Below are 17486 nucleotides of genomic sequence, written 5' to 3' on the forward strand. Positions count from 1 at the left end.
CAATACTGTAGGAGCGAGCTTGCTCGCGAAAATCGTTAACGGTCATGCGCATAACCTGGTTGAACGTGGTGTTCTCGGGTTTTTCGCGAGCCAGCCCGCTCCTGGAAAGGCTGGCATTTTAGTGCGTTATCAGATGGGGTAAAGTCATTACCTATCCGAATTAAAGATGGGGTTGACCAATGAGCGTGCAATGGAACCTGGAGCAGATGCGCCTGTTTGTCAGCGTCGCCGAACAGCGTTCTTTTTCGGCGGTGGCCCGGGACCAGCGCAAGGCGCAGTCGGCGGTAAGCAATGGCATTGCCTTGCTGGAGGCCGACCTTGGGGTGAGCCTGTTTGATCGTAGCAGCGGTCGCCAGCCCCGGTTGACCGAGGCCGGCGCGGTGCTGCTGGAGGAGGCCCGGGAAGTGCTGCGTCAGTGCGAGCGTCTTAACGGCCGCGCTCTGTCCTTGATGCGTGGCGAAGAAGCGCGGCTGCGCCTGGCCCAGGACGAAGCCATGTTGTATCAGCCGGTACTCGATAGCCTGGAGGCGCTGGCCGGGAAATTTCCTAGCCTGGAAGTGCAATTGTCGAGCACGGCCCAAGGTGATGTCGCACGCAAATTAGTCGAGCGCAAAGCGGACCTGGGGTTGCTGTTCTACCACGACCAGATCCCCGAGGCCCTTGAGCGGCGGGTGGTTGGCAGCGTGGAGATGGTCACGGTGTGCGGCGTCGGGCATCCGCTGGCCAGCGGCGGTTTTGTCGATTGCCAGCGCCTGGCGCAGTTTCGCCAGTTGCTGATGTCGACCCAGACCAGCGTCTACCCCGGTAGCGAGGCGGCCAGCCCGCAGGTGTGGCGTGCCGACAGCTTTTACGTGTTGGCCGAGTGGCTGGCGCGTGGCCTGGGCTGGGCCTGGTTACCGCGACATGTGGTGCAATACCCGACGTATCAGGGGCAGATGGTCGAGTTGGATAGCGAATGGACGCCACCGGCCCTGGTGGTAGAGCTGGTTTGGCGTCGGGATGAACCCTTGGGCCCGGCGGCGCGCTTTCTGGCCGAACGTTTTACCGAGTGTTTGCAGGCGATCGGCTGAAAAAGCCGATAAACTCCGGCGCCATGAATAGAACTCTCTACAGCTGTCTGTTTTACCTGGCGCTGCCGTTGGTGGCCTTACGTCTATGGCTGCGGGCACGCAAGGCGCCGGCCTACGCCAAGCGCGTCAGCGAACGCTTTTCCTACGGGTTGCCGCTACTCAAACCCGGTGGGATCTGGGTGCACGCGGTGTCGGTGGGCGAGAGCATCGCCGCCGCACCGATGATCCGTGGTTTGCTGGCGCGTCATCCACAGTTGCCGATCACCGTCACCTGCATGACGCCCACCGGTTCCGAGCGGATCCAGGCATTGTTCGCCAATGAGCCGCGCATCCAGCATTGCTACCTGCCCTACGATTTGCCATGTGCCGCCAAGCGCTTTCTGGACCGGGTCCAGCCCAGGCTGGCGGTCATCATGGAAACCGAGTTGTGGCCCAATCATATCCACCAGTGCGCCAAGCGCGGGATTCCCGTGGTACTGGCCAATGCGCGGCTGTCGGCACGCTCGGCCAAGGGCTACGCACGTTTCGCCAAACTGACTGCGCCGATGCTGGCAGAAATGAGCCTGTTCGCCGTGCAGACCGCCACCGAGGCCGAGCGCTTTCGCAGCCTGGGCGCACGTGCGGAAACGGTCGAAGTCACCGGCTCGATCAAGTTTGACCTGACCATCGACCCTCAGCTGTTGGCGCGCGCCGCTGCGTTGCGTGAGCAGTGGCAGGCCAGCGAGCGCCCGGTGTGGATCGCCGCCAGTACCCACGAGGGTGAAGATGAAGTGGTGCTGGCGGCCCATCGGCAGTTGCTCGCCAGCTATCCCAACGCCCTGTTGATTCTGGTGCCACGGCATCCGGAGCGTTTCAACACGATGTTTGAGCTGTGCCAGCAGCAGGGTTTTGCCACCGTGCGGCGCTCCAGCGGCGCGCCGGTCAACGCCCAGACCTCGGTATTGCTGGGCGACACCATGGGCGAGCTGCTGTTTTTGTATGCCTTGGCCGACAGCGCTTTTGTCGGCGGCAGCCTGGTGCCCAATGGTGGGCATAACCTGCTGGAGCCCGCTGCGCTGGCCAAGCCGGTGATCAGCGGCCCGCACCTGTTCAACTTCCTCGAAATCGCCGCGCTGATGCGCGAAGCCGGGGCGTTGCGGGAGGTGGAGGATGCCGAGGGCTTGGCCGAGGCGGTGCGGCAGTTGTTTGAGCTGCCGCAGGATGCGCAGAAGATGGCGCAGGCGGGGCTCAAGGTGATGCAGGGCAACCAGGGGGCGTTGAAGCGCTTGCTCGATGGTATCGACCGCCTGATCAACCGCTGACCTTGTGGGAGCGGGCTTGCTCGCGAAGACGGTGTGTCAGTCAACACATGTATTGACTGAGACACCGTCTTCGCGAGCAAGCCCGCTCCCACATTTGTTATGCGGTGGGTTTAGTTGCTGGGGCGGGCCTTCAGTTGCTCGGCCGCAGCCTTGGCCAGGTCCGGCGGCAGGAAGTCCTTGTCCGGGTTGTAGTCAGCCTTCAGGTACCGCGCCAGATCCTGCAGATCCCCCGGGTTCAACGTCCCCGCCGCCTGCTTCAGGCGCAGGTTGTCGAGGATGTAGTCATAGCGGCTGTTGTTGTAGTTGCGCACCGAGGAGTAGAGCTGGCGCTGCGAGTCCAGCACATCGACGATATTGCGCGTGCCCACCTGGTAACCGATTTCCGTGGCTTCCACTGCGCTCTGGTTGGAGATGATCGACTGGCGGCGGGCCTGCACTTGCTCCACATCGGTATTCACCGCGCGGTGCAGGTTGCGGGTGTTTTCCACCACCTGGCGGCGCAGGCCTTCGCGTTGCTGCTCGGTCTGGCCCAGGCGCGAATATGACTCGCGCACCTGGGAGCTGGTGAGGCCGCCGCTGTACAGCGGGATATTCAGGCGCAGGCCGATGGTGCGTTGCTCGACATCACCACGATAGGGCTGGCCGAAGGCGTTGGGGTTACTGAAACCGAGGGCGTCGTTGTCGCCTTTCTCGTATTGCGCCACCGCGTCCAGGGTCGGCGCGTGGCCGGCCTTGCGTTGCTTGAGGGTCTCTTCGGCAGCCGTCACCGCATAGTTGCTGGCCAGCAGGTTCAGGTTCTGCCGCCCGGCGGTGTCGACCCAGGCTTTGGCGTCGTTCGGTGCCGGCGGCAACACCGGCAGCGTGTGGACAATGCCCTGGATCGCGTTGTATTGGCGGTTGGTCAGGGTGATCAGCGCTTCAAACGCGTCATCCACCTGGCGCTGGGCGAGGATCCGGTTGGCGCGTGCGGTGTCGTAGCTGGCCTGGGATTGCAGTACGTCGGTCTTGTCCGACAGGCCCACGTCGAAACGCTCGTTGGACTGGTCCAGTTGGCGCTTGAAGGCCGCTTCCTCGGCCTTGGTCGAGGCCAGGTTGTCCTGGGCGCGCAGCACGGCGAAGTAGTTTTCGGCGCTTTGCAGGATCAGTTCCTGCTCGGTGGCCGAGAGTTGCAGGGCGGCTTGTTCATTCACGGCTTCGGCAGCCTGCAGCTGGAACCAGCGGTCGGCACGGAACAGCGGCTGGCTGAGGGTCGCGCGCCAGGTGTGGGCGTCGCGATTGGCAGTGGCCGAGGGCGTGTCGATCTGGGTGCGCACGTTATTCACGTCGGCGCCGGCCGAGAGGTTGGGCAGCAGGCCGGCACGGGCCTGGGGCACCACTTCTTTTTGCGCGCCGTATTGGGCACGGGCGGCGGCCAGGTCGGCGTTGTTGTCCACCGCTTCCTGGTAGACGCTGACCAGATCGGTTTTGGTCGACAAGGGCGCTTCTGCTGCCCAGACCATTCCATTGGTCGCACAAGACACGGCAAGAGCCAGTGAAAGTTTGCGCAGCATGAGGCGATCCCTAGATAAATATTACGGCGATAATTTAGCGCCCAAGGCTACGACGAGCAATCCATAGCGTCAAGGCGTTGAGACAGTAGCCGAGTGTAGTGGCCGCACTGCGGCACAACAATCCTGTAATTGCGCCATTCATCACGCTGAATGCACCGCTATTGGCAATTTGCCTGCTCCATGGTCTAGACTGGCCGCGTTCTTGTCGGGGTGCCTTGCTATGAGGCTGAGATCGGTAAATACCGGATCCCGTTGAACCTGATCAGGTTAGCGCCTGCGTAGGGAACAAGATTTCTCGTCACCCGGCGAGTCCTCTTGTGCTTCGTCCGGGATGTTGTTCGACCATCGAACAGCCCTCGTGTACCAAGCACAGCACTGATTCCAGTGCGTCCGTCCGTCACAGGTTCGCTCCGACAAAAATCCACTGCCTGGATGTGTCTGGAGAGCCCGTGATGAGTACAAAACTAAAAAACACCGTGCATTTGAGTGAGTCGGCCAAGGTTGACTCGGGATCCGTGCAGCCGTTTACCCGCTCGCAAAAAGTCTATGTGCAGGGCACCCGCCCGGACATCCGCGTACCGATGCGCGAAATCAGCCTCGACGTGACTCCCACCGACTTCGGCGGCGAGATCAATGCGCCCGTGGTGGTCTACGACACCTCCGGCCCGTACACCGACCCCAACGTGATTATTGACGTGCGCAAAGGCCTGGGCGATGTGCGCTCGCCGTGGATCGAATCCCGTGGCGACACCGAGCGCCTGTCCGGCCTGAGTTCGCACTTCGGCCAGCAGCGCCTGAGCGATGCCGAGCTGACCGCCCTGCGTTTTGCCCATGTGAAGAACCCACGCCGCGCCAAGGCCGGGGCCAACGTCACGCAAATGCACTACGCGCGCCAGGGCATCATTACCGCCGAGATGGAATACGTCGCCATCCGCGAAAACATGAAGCTTGAAGAAGCCCGCGCGGCCGGCCTGCTGACCCAGCAACACGCCGGCCACAGCTTCGGCGCCAGCGTGCCGAAAATCATCACCCCCGAATTTGTGCGCGAAGAAATCGCCCGTGGCCGCGCCATCATCCCGGCCAACATCAACCACACCGAACTGGAACCGATGATCATCGGCCGTAACTTCCTGGTGAAGATCAACGGCAACATCGGCAACAGCGCCCTGGGCTCGTCCATCGAAGAAGAAGTGGCGAAACTGACCTGGGGCATTCGCTGGGGTTCTGACACCGTGATGGACCTGTCCACCGGCAAGCACATCCACGAAACCCGCGAGTGGATCATCCGCAACTCGCCGGTGCCGATCGGTACCGTACCGATCTACCAGGCCCTGGAAAAAGTCGGCGGCGCAGCCGAAGACCTGACCTGGGAGCTGTTCCGCGACACCCTGATCGAACAGGCCGAGCAGGGCGTCGATTACTTCACCATCCACGCTGGCGTGTTGCTGCGCTATGTACCGCTGACCGCCAAGCGCGTCACCGGCATCGTGTCCCGTGGCGGCTCGATCATGGCCAAGTGGTGCCTGGCGCATCACAAAGAGAACTTCACCTACACGCATTTCGATGAAATCTGCGAAATCATGAAGGCCTACGACGTCAGCTTCTCCCTCGGCGATGGCCTGCGCCCGGGGTCGATTGCCGACGCCAACGACGCCGCGCAGTTCGGCGAGCTGGAAACCCTTGGCGAACTGACCAAGATCGCCTGGAAGCACGACGTACAAACCATGATCGAAGGCCCGGGCCATGTGCCGATGCAGTTGATCAAGGAGAACATGGACAAGCAACTGGAGTGCTGTGACGAGGCGCCGTTCTACACCCTCGGCCCGCTGACCACTGACATTGCACCGGGCTACGACCACATCACCTCAGGCATCGGCGCGGCGATGATCGGCTGGTTCGGTTGCGCGATGCTCTGCTACGTCACGCCCAAGGAACACCTGGGCCTGCCGAACAAGGATGATGTGAAGACCGGCATCATCACCTACAAGATTGCGGCCCACGCCGCGGATTTGGCCAAGGGCCATCCAGGCGCGCAGATCCGTGACAACGCCTTGAGCAAGGCGCGGTTCGAGTTCCGCTGGGAAGACCAGTTCAACCTCGGCCTGGACCCGGACACCGCGCGCTCCTATCACGACGAAACCCTGCCCAAGGATTCGGCCAAGGTCGCGCATTTCTGCTCGATGTGCGGGCCGAAATTCTGCTCGATGAAGATCACCCAGGAAGTGCGTGAGTACGCGGCCAACCAGCGCATCGAGGCGGTGGATGTGGATGTGGCCAAGGGCTTGGCCGAGCAGGCGCAGCGGTTCAAGCAGGAAGGCAGCCAGCTCTACAAAAAGGTCTGATCCGAGATCGCGGGCGCCTGTAAGGGCCTCATCGCGAGCAAGCCCGCTCCCACACTCGACCGCATTCCAGAGGTGGAACTCGATCGAGTGTGGGAGCGGGCTTGCTCGCGAAAGCAATCTCTCAAACAACAGATACTCCTCAGAGATTCCACCCTTGAGCATTCAACCGAGTACCTACTCTCCCGACATTGCCGTCCCCATAGACAAGCGAGTTTTTGGCGCCCGCGATCTGTTTTCCCTGTGGTTCTCCCTCGGCATCGGTCTGATGGTCCTGCAGACCGGCGCGTTGCTGGCGCCTGGCTTGGGTCTGTCGGGCTCGTTGCTGGCGATTTTCCTCGGCACCCTGGTAGGCGTGCTGCTGTTGGCCGCCGTCGGGGTGATTGGCAGTGACACCGGCCTATCGTCCATGGCCGCCCTCAAGCTCAGCCTGGGCGCCAAAGGCGCTAGCCTGCCGGCGCTGTTGAACCTGCTGCAACTGATTGGCTGGGGCTCGTTCGAAATCATCGTCATGCGCGATGCCGCCAGCCTGCTGGGCACCCGTGCCTTCAACGAAGGCAGTCTATGGGCCAGCCCGTTGCTCTGGACGCTGTTCTTCGGCGGCCTCGCCACCTTGCTGGCGGTCAGTGGCCCGCTGACCTTCGTGCGAAAGATCCTGCGCAAGTGGGGGATCTGGCTGCTGCTGGCGGCCTGCCTGTGGCTGACCTGGAACCTGTTCGCCAAGGCCGACCTGGCCGCGTTGTGGGCCCAGGCGGGCGATGGTTCGCTGCCGTTTGCCGTCGGGTTTGATATCGCCATTGCCATGCCGTTGTCCTGGTTGCCGCTGATTGCCGACTACTCACGCTTCGGCAAACGCGCAACCCGAGTGTTTGGCGGCACGGCCCTGGGCTTTTTTATCGGCAATTTCTGGCTGATGAGCCTGGGCGTGGCTTACACCCTGGCGTTTGCGCCCAGTGGTGAAGTCAACGCGCTGCTGCTGGCGTTGGCCGGGGCTGGCCTGGGGATTCCGCTGTTGCTGATTCTGCTGGATGAATCAGAAAACGCCTTCGCCGATATCCACTCCGCGGCGGTATCCAGCGGCATGTTGCTACGGGTGAAAGTCGAACACCTGGCACTGGCGATCGGGCTTGTTTGCACGCTGATCGCCTGCTTCGCGCCCTTGGCCCAGTATCAGAATTTCCTGCTGTTGATCGGCTCGGTATTCGCGCCGCTGTTTGGCGTGGTGCTGGTAGACCACTTCATCCTGCGCCGACGTGGCCAGGCGCTGCCTGCAAGCCTGCGCTGGCCGGCGCTGCTGGCCTGGCTGGGCGGTATCAGCACCTATCATCTGTTGGCCAATCTGTACCCGGATATTGGCGCGACCCTACCGGCACTGGCGCTGGCAGGGCTGCTGCAATTTATCCTCGGGCGGGCCTTCAGGGGCGTACGGGCACCAGCTCCGGCTTGATGATGCCGTCGAGGCGCGCGTAAGGAATCTGCAACTCGACGTGGCCCATGGCGTAGGGCGCAATGGTGGTCGTAGGGTATTTGAGCACCACCGCGCCGTAGGTCAGCGCCACGTTCGGGGTTTTCTGGAAGGGCCAGCTTTTCACGTACTCCGGCTCCAGGCTCAGGCGGGTGCTGATCAGCCAACTGTTGTGGGCTACCTGGGCGGCTTTCCAGAACGCGTCTTCCTTGCCAGGGCGCAGCATGTCCGCCAGGGTCAGGTTTTTTTGCTGTTGGCGTGAGTAGTTGATGAAGCCGCGGCCAGGTTCGCCATGGGCGCCGCCGGTGTCCAGGTAGCTGGACAGTTCGATGATCACCAAGCCGTCATGCTGCTCCCGTACCTTGGCCTGCAAGTACATGCTGTTGCGTGGGCCGGACTCGCGCAGGAATTTTTCCCGATAGGCGTTCAGCGACGCCGGCAGTGGCGCGCCGGGGGTGGTGCGGGTCATTTCCAGCAGGCGTTGCTCGATCAAGGCGTCGAGCTTGGGCTCGTTGGCGAAATGCACCGTATCGATGTTCACCAGTGGGCAATCGGCAGTGGTGCAGCCCGGTTGCACCACTTCGGATGCATCGCGGGTGGCTTCCAGCGGCGCGCGGTAGCTGGGTTGGAACAGGCTCTGGCAAGCGCCGAGCGTCAAGGCAATACAGGCCACGGAGGCGACTTTTAACAGCGACATGGGCGTCCTTCATAAAGCGGAGAAGAGCGAAAGATATGGGGCTTCGACTGTCGGCATCCCAGTCAGTTCGCCACTAAGCTGATTACAGTGAGTTTGACCGCCGCCGCCTGTCCCGGCAACAGGAAAGGGGCTGCACCGACGGGCGCGGGCGCTGTAGGATGGCGCGATGCCGAGACACACACCGCAATAAACGAGGGTTGATATGACCGACAGTGCGAAATCGACGCCGAACAGATTTGAAGTGGTTCAGCGCGACAATGCCTACCAGGGCTTCTACAAGCTTGATCGTGTACAGCTGCGCCACGAGCTGTTCGACGGCGGCATGAGCCCGGTGATCAACCGCGAGATTTTTGTCCGCCACGATGCCGTCTGTGTCCTGCCCTACGATGCGCAACGCGATGAAGTGGTGTTGATCGAGCAGTTCCGGGTTGGCGCCATGGGCCGCACCGACAATCCATGGTTGGTGGAGATGGTTGCCGGTCTGATCGACAAAGACGAGCAACCGGAGGAGGTTGCGCACCGCGAAGCCGAGGAGGAAGCTGGGCTGACCTTCTCTGCGCTATGGCCGATCACCAAGTATTTCCCGTCGCCGGGGGGCAGCACCGAATTCGTCCACCTGTTTTTGGGACGTTGCGACAGTAGCGGTGCTGGCGGTATCCATGGCCTGGCCGAAGAAGCAGAAGATATCCGCGTTACCGTGTGGGCCTTTGAAGATGCCCTGCAAGCGGTACGCGACGGTAAAATTTCCAACGCAGCCAGCATTATCGCCCTGCAATGGCTTGCGCTTAATCGCGCGGAAGTGAGGGGGTTATGGCAGTAAAGGCACGGGAACGCTACCGGGTCGACCTGATCGGCTTGCAAGCCGCTTGCGAGGCCAACTATGCGCGGCTGATGCGCCTGTTGCCGGACATGCGCCATACGCCCGAAGCACGACGGATCGCCGTGACCCACGGTGACCAGATGCTCGGCGTGCTGACCCTGGAAGTCATCCTCACTTGCCCGTACACCAGCACCCTGCGCGTGCGCCAGGAGCACAGCCTGCCGTGGCTGCCGGTGCCGCAGCTGGAAGTGCAGGTGTATCACGATGCGCGAATGGCCGAAGTGGTCAGCGCCGAACATGCACGGCGCTTTCGCAGCATCTATCCTTACCCCAATATGTTCATGCACCAGCCCGATGAGAAAGCACAGCTCAATGTGTTCCTCGGTGAATGGTTGAGTCATTGCCTGGCCCTGGGCCATGAGTTTGAAGTCGTCCGATAGCGTTCGACGGCGTGCGTTTGACGGCTTTCCTCTTTGTGTCCTGCCCCAGCATAATTGCACCCATTGTCCATTTATGTGATTGCCCTGGGAGAACGCCTTGCCGAGCGTATCCACCGTGAACCCCGATGCGCCGGCGTTGCTGGTGCAACTGTCTGACAGCCACCTGTTTGCCGAGGCCGACGGCACGCTGCTGGGCATGAATACCCGCGACAGCCTGCAACGGGTGATCGAGCTGGTGCGGGCCCGGCAACCGCAGATTGATTTGCTGCTGGCCACCGGCGACTTGTCCCAGGACGGTACGCTTGAGTCCTACCAGCTGTTTCGCGACCTGAGCCAGCAGATTGGCGCCCCGGCGCGCTGGATTCCGGGCAATCACGATGAGCCGCAGGTCATGGCCCAGGCGACCATGGGCAGCGCGTTGCTGGAGTCGGTGGTGGATGTGGGCAACTGGCGCATTACCTTGCTGGACTCCGCCGTGCCGGGTTCGGTACCGGGCTATCTGGCCGAGCCGCAACTGCAATTGCTGGCGCAAGCCTTGAGTGAAGCGCCGGGTCGCCATCATCTGGTGTGCTTCCATCATCACCCCGTGCCCATCGGCTGTGCCTGGATGGAGCCCATCGGTTTGCGCAACCCCGAGGCGCTGTTTGCCGTGCTCGACCGTTTTCCCCAGGTGCGGGCGGTGTTGTGGGGGCATGTGCACCAGGAGATCGACCGCCAGCGTAATGGCGTGCGCTTGCTGGCGTCGCCGTCCACCTGCATCCAGTTCGCCCCCGGCAGTGAGGATTTCAAGGTCAGCGAACAGGCGCCTGGCTATCGTTGGCTGCGTCTGCACCCGGACGGGCGGCTGGAAACTGGGGTAGAACGGGTCGAAGGTTTCACCTTTACCGTGGATTACGGCAGCAACGGCTACTAAACCTGCAAACACACATCAAAATGTAGGAGCGGGCTTGCCCGCGATAGGCATAGGTTTCTACACAACTTTGCCGCATCGCATAACCCCAGGCAGATAGGGCTGTTGTGGCGAGCGGGCTTGTCGGAACGCCGCATCGCCCGCGCTGGGCTGCGAAGCAGCCCCAATAAGCCCGCAGCGTTTCTTCAGATAAATCGCGATAGGCGGGTTTAGGGCTGCTTCGCAGCCCAGCGCGGGCGATGCGGCGTTCCGACAAGCCCGCTCGCCACATGGAAGATCGTCAGTTTCTGAAAGTTGTGTAGATGCCTATGCCGCGATAGGGGAGTGTCAGCCAACCCATCCATGACGGATATACCGCTATCGCAGGCAAGCCAGCTCCCACACTGGTCCGCAGGCCGCGTTCGGCAGTAACCCTGCTCACACCGCGTCATTCCCTGTAAACTGCGCCCCTTTGGCCGATAACGCACGGAGAGCCCGGCATGTCCGCTTCGATCTTGTATATCCACGGTTTCAACAGCGCGCCGGCCTCGACCAAGGCCAGCTACCTGATGGGCGTGATGGACAGTCTCGGGCTGGCCGACCAACTGCGGGTGCCGGCCCTGCATCACCATCCACGCCAGGCGATTGCCCAGTTGGAGCAGGCGATCGGCGAGCTGGGGCGGCCGCTGCTGGTCGGCAGCTCACTCGGCGGCTACTATGCAACCCATCTTGCCGAACGCCATGGCCTCAAGGCCCTGCTGGTCAACCCGGCGGTCAGCCCCCATCGCATGTTCGACGGTTACCTGGGCACCCAGAAGAACCTTTACACCGATGAGACCTGGGAATTGACCCACGATCACGTCGCGGCCCTGGCTGAGCTTGAGGTTGCAGCACCCCAGGATGCCCAGCGCTATCAGGTGTGGTTGCAGACCGGGGACGAAACACTGGATTATCGTCTCGCCGAGCAGTATTACCGGGCCTGTGCCTTGCGTATCCAGGCTGGCGGCGACCACGGTTACCAGGGCTTTGGCCGACAGTTACCGGCCCTGTTGAGTTTTGCCGGCATTGGCGCAGATCAGTACCAATCCTTCGATTTCACCGCATTGTGAAACCGCAGGTTACTTTTTAATCGAACGACTCACGACGAGACCCCATGGCCACTCCCAGCGCTAGCTCTTATAACGCCGACGCCATCGAAGTCCTCTCGGGCCTCGACCCGGTGCGCAAACGCCCCGGCATGTACACCGACACCAGTCGGCCGAACCACCTTGCCCAGGAAGTCATCGACAACAGCGTCGACGAAGCCTTGGCCGGGCACGCCAAGTCGGTCCAGGTCATTCTGCACGCCGACCATTCCCTGGAAGTGTCCGACGACGGGCGCGGCATGCCGGTGGATATCCACCCCGAAGAGGGCGTGTCGGGTGTCGAGCTGATCCTCACCAAGCTCCACGCCGGCGGCAAGTTTTCCAACAAGAACTACCAATTCTCCGGCGGCTTGCACGGTGTGGGTATTTCCGTGGTCAACGCCCTGTCCACGCAAGTGCGGGTCAAGGTCAAGCGCGACGGCAACGAATACCAGATGACCTTCGCCGATGGCTACAAGGCCACCGAGCTGGAAGTCGTCGGCACTGTCGGCAAGCGCAATACCGGGACCAGCGTGTACTTCGCGCCGGATCCGAAATACTTCGATTCCCCGAAATTCTCCATCAGCCGCCTCAAGCACGTACTCAAGGCCAAGGCCGTGTTGTGCCCGGGCCTGCTGGTCAGTTTTGAAGACAAAGGCACCGGCGAAAAGGTCGAGTGGCACTACGAAGACGGCCTGCGCTCCTATCTGGAAGACTCGGTCAGCGACTTCGAGCGCCTGCCCAACGAACCCTTCTGCGGCAGCCTGGCCGGTAACAAGGAGGCCGTGGACTGGGCCTTGCTGTGGTTGCCCGAAGGTGGCGACAGTGTGCAGGAAAGCTACGTCAACCTGATCCCCACAGCCCAGGGCGGTACTCACGTCAACGGTCTGCGCCAGGGCCTGCTGGATGCCATGCGCGAATTCTGCGAGTACCGCAGCCTGTTGCCGCGCGGCGTGAAGCTGGCGCCGGAAGACGTCTGGGAGCGCATCGCCTTCGTTCTGTCGATGAAAATGCAGGAGCCGCAATTCTCCGGCCAGACCAAGGAGCGCCTGTCGTCCCGTGAGGCGGCGGCGTTTGTCTCGGGTGTGGTCAAGGATGCTTTCAGCCTGTGGCTCAACGAGCATCCGGAACTGGGCCTGGCCCTGGCCGAGCTGGCGATCAACAACGCCGGGCGTCGCCTCAAGGCCAGCAAAAAGGTTGAGCGCAAGCGCATCACCCAGGGCCCGGCATTGCCCGGCAAGCTGGCGGACTGCGCCGGGCAGGACCCGATGCGCTCCGAGCTGTTCCTGGTGGAAGGTGATTCCGCCGGCGGTTCGGCCAAGCAGGCACGGGACAAGGAGTTCCAGGCGATCCTGCCGCTGCGCGGCAAGATCCTCAATACCTGGGAAGTCGACGGCAGCGAAGTGCTCGCCAGCCAGGAAGTGCACAACATCGCCGTGGCCATTGGCGTGGATCCCGGCGCCGAGGACATGAGCCAGTTGCGCTACGGCAAGATCTGCATCCTCGCCGACGCCGACTCCGACGGCTTGCACATTGCTACCTTGCTCTGCGCCCTGTTCGTCCAGCATTTCCGCCCGCTGGTGGATGCCGGGCACGTCTACGTGGCGATGCCGCCGCTGTACCGTATCGACCTGGGCAAAGAAATCTACTACGCCCTGGACGAAGCCGAGCGCGACGGCATCCTCGATCGCCTGGTGGCCGAGAAGAAGCGTGGCAAGCCGCAAGTCACTCGATTCAAGGGCCTGGGTGAAATGAACCCACCGCAACTGCGGGAAACCACAATGGACCCGAACACCCGGCGCCTGGTGCAGTTGACCCTGGAAGACTACGCCGCGACCTCGGAAATGATGGACATGTTGCTGGCCAAGAAGCGCGCCGGCGACCGCAAGGCCTGGCTGGAGTCCAAGGGCAACCTGGCCGAGGTATTGGGCTGATGCGCAGCGGTTTCGCCCTGGCGATACTGTTGTTGAGCGGGTTGGCAGCGACCCAGGTCGTGGCCCAGCCTGCGGCCGAGCTCAAGCTGCTGTCCGAACACCCGGTAGACGGCATGCGCGGCGGTAACCTGTCGGGCCTGGCCTTGTGTGGCAAGGAGTTGTGGACGGTCTCTGACCGCGACGACGACCAGATCTACCGCCTCGATACCCGCGCCGAGACCTGGCAGGCCGAGACGGTAAAGATCGACGTGCCGCCGGTGCCTGAGTCGGGTCTGCCCTGGGGCTTGCGCGCGCGCACCACGGCGGCGTCGGTGATTCGTGGTGGCGACCTGGATTTTGAAGGCATCAGCTGTGATGCCGCGGGTAATCGCTATATCGTCAGCGAAGCCCACGCGGCGGTGCTGCAAGTGCCGGCAAGCGGCGATCCGGAATGGCTGAAGATTGCCCCTGGAATGGTTCGCGAGGCGCGGGCCAGTGGCCTGCTGCTGCACTTCAATGCCTTGTTTGAAGGCTTGGCGGTCAACCCCGAGGGCAATCAGATCTGGCTGGCGGCCGAGCGTGAGCGGCGCGGGCTGATTTCGATCAAGCGGGGGCAGAGCGTTTGGGATTGCGACGGCCCCTGCGTACTGTTGAGTGAAGCCGGCCAGGAAATGCAGCCGGCGCAGTTTCCGGGCGCCAAGGCGGTGTCCAAGGACTTTGCCGACCTGGCGCTGTTCAATGGCAAGTTGTTTACCTTGGAGCGCAATGCGTTCCAGGTCTGCCGGCGCGACCGCGTGACGGCCAAGGTCGAGTTGTGCTGGTCGTACGCCGACGAGGCGCTGCAGCCCAATCGACGTTACGCCCAGAGCTACGGCCTGGCAGAAGCCTTGCTGATTGACGCCGACGGAGCCTGGATTGGCATCGACAATAACTTCGGCACCCGGGCCGACGGTGAAAAACGCCCGATGGTCTATCGTTTTGCTGCTCCGGCCGGTGGTTGGAGTGCCCAGCCATGAGTACGCAGCCGCCTGGCAAGCGCGCCGGACGCATATTGATGTTCGTGGCGTGGGGCGCCGGGCTGTTTCTGGCAACACGGTTTTTTGGGCAATGGGAAGCGCGTCAGGAAAACCCCAACGCCGTGGTCACCTCGCAGCAACACGCGGGTTATATAGAAGTGAAACTGGTCGGCAACGGCCAGGGTCATTTTGTCGCCACTGGCCAGATCAACGGCCAGCCGGTGGAATTCATGCTCGATACCGGCGCCACCGACGTGGCGGTACCGGCCGAGTTGGCCGAACGCCTGGGGCTCAAGCGCGGTTTGCCGGTGACCTTGAGCACCGCCAACGGTCGCAGCCAGGGCTATCGCACCCACCTCGAGCGCCTGCAACTGGGCGATATCGTCCTGCAGGACGTACGCGCCCTGGTGGCGCCGGGCCTGGGTGGCGAGCAAGTGCTGTTGGGCATGAGCGCATTGAAACAACTTGAATTTACCCAGCGCGGCGGCACCATGCTGCTGCGCCAGACCAGACAATGATGAGGCCCGCATGAGTGACATCCTTGCAGACAGCTTAGACGGCGTAGAACGCCGGTCGCTGGCTGACTTCACCGAAAATGCCTACCTCAACTACTCCATGTACGTGATCATGGACCGTGCCTTGCCGCATATCGGCGACGGCTTGAAGCCGGTACAGCGGCGCATTATCTACGCCATGAGTGAGTTGGGCCTGGACGCGGACTCCAAGCACAAGAAGTCGGCGCGTACCGTCGGTGACGTGCTCGGCAAGTTCCACCCCCACGGCGACTCGGCGTGCTACGAAGCCATGGTGCTGATGGCCCAGCCGTTCAGCTACCGCTACACCCTGGTCGATGGCCAGGGCAACTGGGGTGCGCCGGACGATCCCAAGTCCTTCGCCGCCATGCGTTACACCGAGGCGCGGCTGTCGCGCTACTCCGAAGTACTGCTCAGCGAGCTGGGCCAGGGCACGGCAGACTGGGGCCCGAACTTCGACGGCACCCTCGACGAGCCGCTGGTCTTGCCGGCGCGCCTGCCCAATATCCTGCTCAACGGCACCACCGGTATCGCCGTGGGCATGGCCACCGACGTACCGCCGCATAACCTGCGCGAAGTCGCCACCGCCTGCGTGCGTCTGCTCGATGAGCCCAAGGCCACGGTCGAGCAGCTGTGCGAGCATATCCAGGGCCCGGATTACCCGACCGAAGCGGAAATCATCACGCCGCGCGCCGACCTGCTGAAAATGTACGAGACCGGCAAGGGCTCGGTGCGTATGCGTGCCGTGTACCACATCGAAGATGGCGACATCATCGTCACCGCCTTGCCGCACCAGGTCTCCGGCGCCAAAGTGCTGGAACAGATTGCCGCGCTGATGCAGGCCAAGCCGTCGAAGCTGCCGCAAGTCGCTGACCTGCGTGACGAATCCGACCACGAAAACCCGTGCCGCATCGTGATCATTCCGACCAACAGCCGGGTCGATCATGAAGTGCTGATGCAGCACCTGTTTGCCAGCACCGAGCTGGAATCCAGTTACCGGGTCAACGTCAACATCATTGGCCTGGACGGCAAGCCGCAACTGAAAAACCTGCGCAACCTGCTGGTGGAGTGGCTGGAGTTCCGGGTCAATACCGTACGCCGCCGCTTGCAGTTCCGGTTGGACAAGGTCGAGCGTCGCCTGCACCTGTTGGACGGTTTGCTGATCGCTTACCTCAACCTGGATGAAGTGATCCATATCATCCGTACCGCCGAGCACCCGAAAGCCGAGCTGATCGCGCGTTTCGAGCTGAGCGAGATCCAGGCCGACTACATCCTCGATACCCGTTTGCGTCAGTTGGCGCGCCTGGAAGAGATGAAGTTGCGCGACGAGCAGGACGCCTTGCTCAAGGAGCAAGCCAAGCTGCAAGCGCTGCTGGGTAGCGAAGCCAAGCTCAAGAAGCTGGTGCGCAGCGAATTGATCAAAGATGCAGAAACCTATGGTGACGACCGCCGCTCGCCGATTGTCGAGCGCGCCGAGGCCAAGGCCCTGACTGAAACCGAGCTGTTGCCCAACGAGAAAATTACCGTCGTTCTGTCGGAAAAGGGTTGGGTTCGCTCCGCCAAGGGGCATGATATTGACGCCACTGGCCTGTCGTACAAGGCCGGTGATGGATTCAAGACTGCTGCGGCCGGGCGCTCCAACCAGTTTGCGGTGTTTATCGACTCCACCGGGCGCAGTTATTCGGTGCCGGCTCATACCCTGCCGTCTGCACGAGGCCAGGGCGAACCCTTGACCGGTCGCCTGGCGCCACCGCCAGGGGCAAGTTTTGAATGTGTATTGCTGCCTGATGATGACTCGCTGTACGTCATCGCCTCCGACGCGGGCTACGGTTTCGTGGTCAAGGGCGAGGACTTGCAGGCCAAGAACAAGGCAGGCAAGGCCCTGTTGAGCCTGCCGAACAACGCCAAGGTGATCTTGCCGCGTCCGGTCGAGGACCGCGAAGGCAATTGGCTGGCATCGGTGACCACCGAAGGGCGCTTGCTGGTGTTCAAGATCAGCGACCTGCCGCAGTTGGGCAAGGGCAAGGGCAACAAGATCATTGGTATCCCAGGGGAGCGGGTGGCCAGTCGCGAAGAGTACGTGACCGACATCGCAGTGATCCCGGAAGGCTCGACCCTGGTGCTGCAGGCCGGCAAGCGCACGTTGTCCCTGCGTCCCGACGACCTGGAGCACTACAAGGGCGAACGTGGACGCCGTGGGAATAAATTGCCCCGTGGCTTCCAGCGGGTAGATGCATTGCTGGTAGAAACGCCCGCTTAAAGCGATATAGAGCGCCCGATCTACGATTTAACGCGTAGATCGGCGCTTTCGCGCTGGAGTCATGGCGCA

Annotated in this window: 14 protein-coding genes and 1 riboswitch; of the genes, 12 read left to right on the forward strand and 2 right to left on the reverse strand. The window is 62.2% G+C overall.

All coding sequences use genetic code 11. The features are described from left to right. The first annotated feature begins 179 nt into the window (after window positions 1–179). Window positions 180–1070: a LysR family transcriptional regulator gene (locus tag GDV60_RS03225; RefSeq protein WP_092233020.1), complete on the forward strand. Its 891-nt coding sequence runs from the start codon at window positions 180–182 to the stop codon at window positions 1068–1070. Between the two features lie 23 nt (window positions 1071–1093). Further along, on the forward strand, window positions 1094–2371 hold the full coding sequence (gene waaA / locus GDV60_RS03230; RefSeq protein WP_092233022.1) for a lipid IV(A) 3-deoxy-D-manno-octulosonic acid transferase: 1278 nt from the start codon (window positions 1094–1096) through the stop codon (window positions 2369–2371). A 110-nt stretch (window positions 2372–2481) separates the two neighbouring features. Here waaA and GDV60_RS03235 read toward each other — a convergent pair whose 3' ends face one another. After that, window positions 2482–3921, reverse strand: a complete 1440-nt coding sequence (locus GDV60_RS03235; protein ID WP_070996444.1) for a TolC family outer membrane protein — start codon at window positions 3919–3921, stop codon at window positions 2482–2484. A 196-nt stretch (window positions 3922–4117) separates the two neighbouring features. After that, window positions 4118–4223, forward strand: a riboswitch (TPP riboswitch). Window positions 4224–4373: 150 nt separating this feature from the next. Between GDV60_RS03235 and thiC the strand changes: the two genes are divergently transcribed. Beyond that, the gene (gene thiC / locus GDV60_RS03240; RefSeq protein WP_159906283.1) at window positions 4374–6263 is read left to right on the forward strand and encodes a phosphomethylpyrimidine synthase ThiC; all 1890 of its coding nucleotides are present in this window, start codon (window positions 4374–4376) and stop codon (window positions 6261–6263) included. A 154-nt stretch (window positions 6264–6417) separates the two neighbouring features. Continuing rightward, window positions 6418–7707: a putative hydroxymethylpyrimidine transporter CytX gene (gene cytX / locus GDV60_RS03245; RefSeq protein WP_070996443.1), complete on the forward strand. Its 1290-nt coding sequence runs from the start codon at window positions 6418–6420 to the stop codon at window positions 7705–7707. Here cytX and GDV60_RS03250 read toward each other — a convergent pair. After that, on the reverse strand, window positions 7676–8422 hold the full coding sequence (locus GDV60_RS03250; protein ID WP_104911453.1) for an RsiV family protein: 747 nt from the start codon (window positions 8420–8422) through the stop codon (window positions 7676–7678). The genes cytX and GDV60_RS03250 overlap by 32 nt on opposite strands. A 202-nt stretch (window positions 8423–8624) precedes the next feature. Between GDV60_RS03250 and GDV60_RS03255 the strand changes: the two genes are divergently transcribed. From GDV60_RS03255 to parC, 8 genes are all read left to right on the forward strand, one after another. Then, window positions 8625–9242 carry an NUDIX domain-containing protein gene (locus GDV60_RS03255; protein WP_029299158.1) on the forward strand — a complete coding sequence of 206 codons (618 nt, stop codon included), beginning with the start codon at window positions 8625–8627 and terminating at the stop codon, window positions 9240–9242. Then, window positions 9233–9682, forward strand: coding sequence for a DUF1249 domain-containing protein (locus tag GDV60_RS03260; RefSeq protein WP_029299156.1), 450 nt, complete (start codon window positions 9233–9235; stop codon window positions 9680–9682). Before GDV60_RS03255 ends, GDV60_RS03260 begins: the two co-directional genes overlap by 10 nt. A gap of 97 nt (window positions 9683–9779) precedes the next feature. Beyond that, window positions 9780–10595 carry a 3',5'-cyclic-AMP phosphodiesterase gene (gene cpdA / locus GDV60_RS03265; RefSeq protein ID WP_029299155.1) on the forward strand — a complete coding sequence of 272 codons (816 nt, stop codon included), beginning with the start codon at window positions 9780–9782 and terminating at the stop codon, window positions 10593–10595. 476 nt (window positions 10596–11071) lie between these two features. After that, entirely contained in the window at window positions 11072–11680 is a 609-nt protein-coding gene (locus GDV60_RS03270; RefSeq protein ID WP_029299153.1) for a YqiA/YcfP family alpha/beta fold hydrolase, read from the forward strand. A gap of 44 nt (window positions 11681–11724) precedes the next feature. Beyond that, the gene (parE, locus tag GDV60_RS03275) at window positions 11725–13629 is read left to right on the forward strand and encodes a DNA topoisomerase IV subunit B (RefSeq protein ID WP_032862074.1); all 1905 of its coding nucleotides are present in this window, start codon (window positions 11725–11727) and stop codon (window positions 13627–13629) included. Beyond that, the gene (locus GDV60_RS03280; RefSeq protein WP_159906285.1) at window positions 13629–14624 is read left to right on the forward strand and encodes an esterase-like activity of phytase family protein; all 996 of its coding nucleotides are present in this window, start codon (window positions 13629–13631) and stop codon (window positions 14622–14624) included. The genes parE and GDV60_RS03280 overlap by 1 nt, the downstream gene beginning before the upstream one ends. Next, window positions 14621–15142 carry a TIGR02281 family clan AA aspartic protease gene (locus tag GDV60_RS03285; protein WP_159906287.1) on the forward strand — a complete coding sequence of 174 codons (522 nt, stop codon included), beginning with the start codon at window positions 14621–14623 and terminating at the stop codon, window positions 15140–15142. The genes GDV60_RS03280 and GDV60_RS03285 overlap by 4 nt, the downstream gene beginning before the upstream one ends. Window positions 15143–15152: 10 nt before the next feature. Then, window positions 15153–17417 carry a DNA topoisomerase IV subunit A gene (gene parC, locus GDV60_RS03290; protein WP_057437367.1) on the forward strand — a complete coding sequence of 755 codons (2265 nt, stop codon included), beginning with the start codon at window positions 15153–15155 and terminating at the stop codon, window positions 17415–17417. Window positions 17418–17486: the final 69 nt, after the last annotated feature.

This window comes from Pseudomonas sp. DTU12.1, from assembly GCF_009873475.1.
Classification (GTDB): Bacteria; Pseudomonadota; Gammaproteobacteria; order Pseudomonadales; family Pseudomonadaceae; genus Aquipseudomonas; species Aquipseudomonas proteolytica.

Excerpts from the sequence above, each read along its gene's own strand:
- GDV60_RS03225 (WP_092233020.1), top strand. The coding sequence starts at position 180 with ATGAGCGTGCAATGGAACCTGGAGCAGATGCGCCTGTTTGTCAGCGTC.
- GDV60_RS03280 (WP_159906285.1), top strand. The coding sequence starts at position 13,629 with ATGCGCAGCGGTTTCGCCCTGGCGATACTGTTGTTGAGCGGGTTGGCA.
- GDV60_RS03260 (WP_029299156.1), top strand. The coding sequence starts at position 9,233 with ATGGCAGTAAAGGCACGGGAACGCTACCGGGTCGACCTGATCGGCTTG.
- GDV60_RS03235 (WP_070996444.1), bottom strand. The coding sequence starts at position 3,921 with ATGCTGCGCAAACTTTCACTGGCTCTTGCCGTGTCTTGTGCGACCAAT.
- thiC (WP_159906283.1), top strand. The coding sequence starts at position 4,374 with ATGAGTACAAAACTAAAAAACACCGTGCATTTGAGTGAGTCGGCCAAG.
- GDV60_RS03255 (WP_029299158.1), top strand. The coding sequence starts at position 8,625 with ATGACCGACAGTGCGAAATCGACGCCGAACAGATTTGAAGTGGTTCAG.
- parC (WP_057437367.1), top strand. The coding sequence starts at position 15,153 with ATGAGTGACATCCTTGCAGACAGCTTAGACGGCGTAGAACGCCGGTCG.
- GDV60_RS03250 (WP_104911453.1), bottom strand. The coding sequence starts at position 8,422 with ATGTCGCTGTTAAAAGTCGCCTCCGTGGCCTGTATTGCCTTGACGCTC.
- waaA (WP_092233022.1), top strand. The coding sequence starts at position 1,094 with ATGAATAGAACTCTCTACAGCTGTCTGTTTTACCTGGCGCTGCCGTTG.
- GDV60_RS03270 (WP_029299153.1), top strand. The coding sequence starts at position 11,072 with ATGTCCGCTTCGATCTTGTATATCCACGGTTTCAACAGCGCGCCGGCC.
- parE (WP_032862074.1), top strand. The coding sequence starts at position 11,725 with ATGGCCACTCCCAGCGCTAGCTCTTATAACGCCGACGCCATCGAAGTC.
- GDV60_RS03285 (WP_159906287.1), top strand. The coding sequence starts at position 14,621 with ATGAGTACGCAGCCGCCTGGCAAGCGCGCCGGACGCATATTGATGTTC.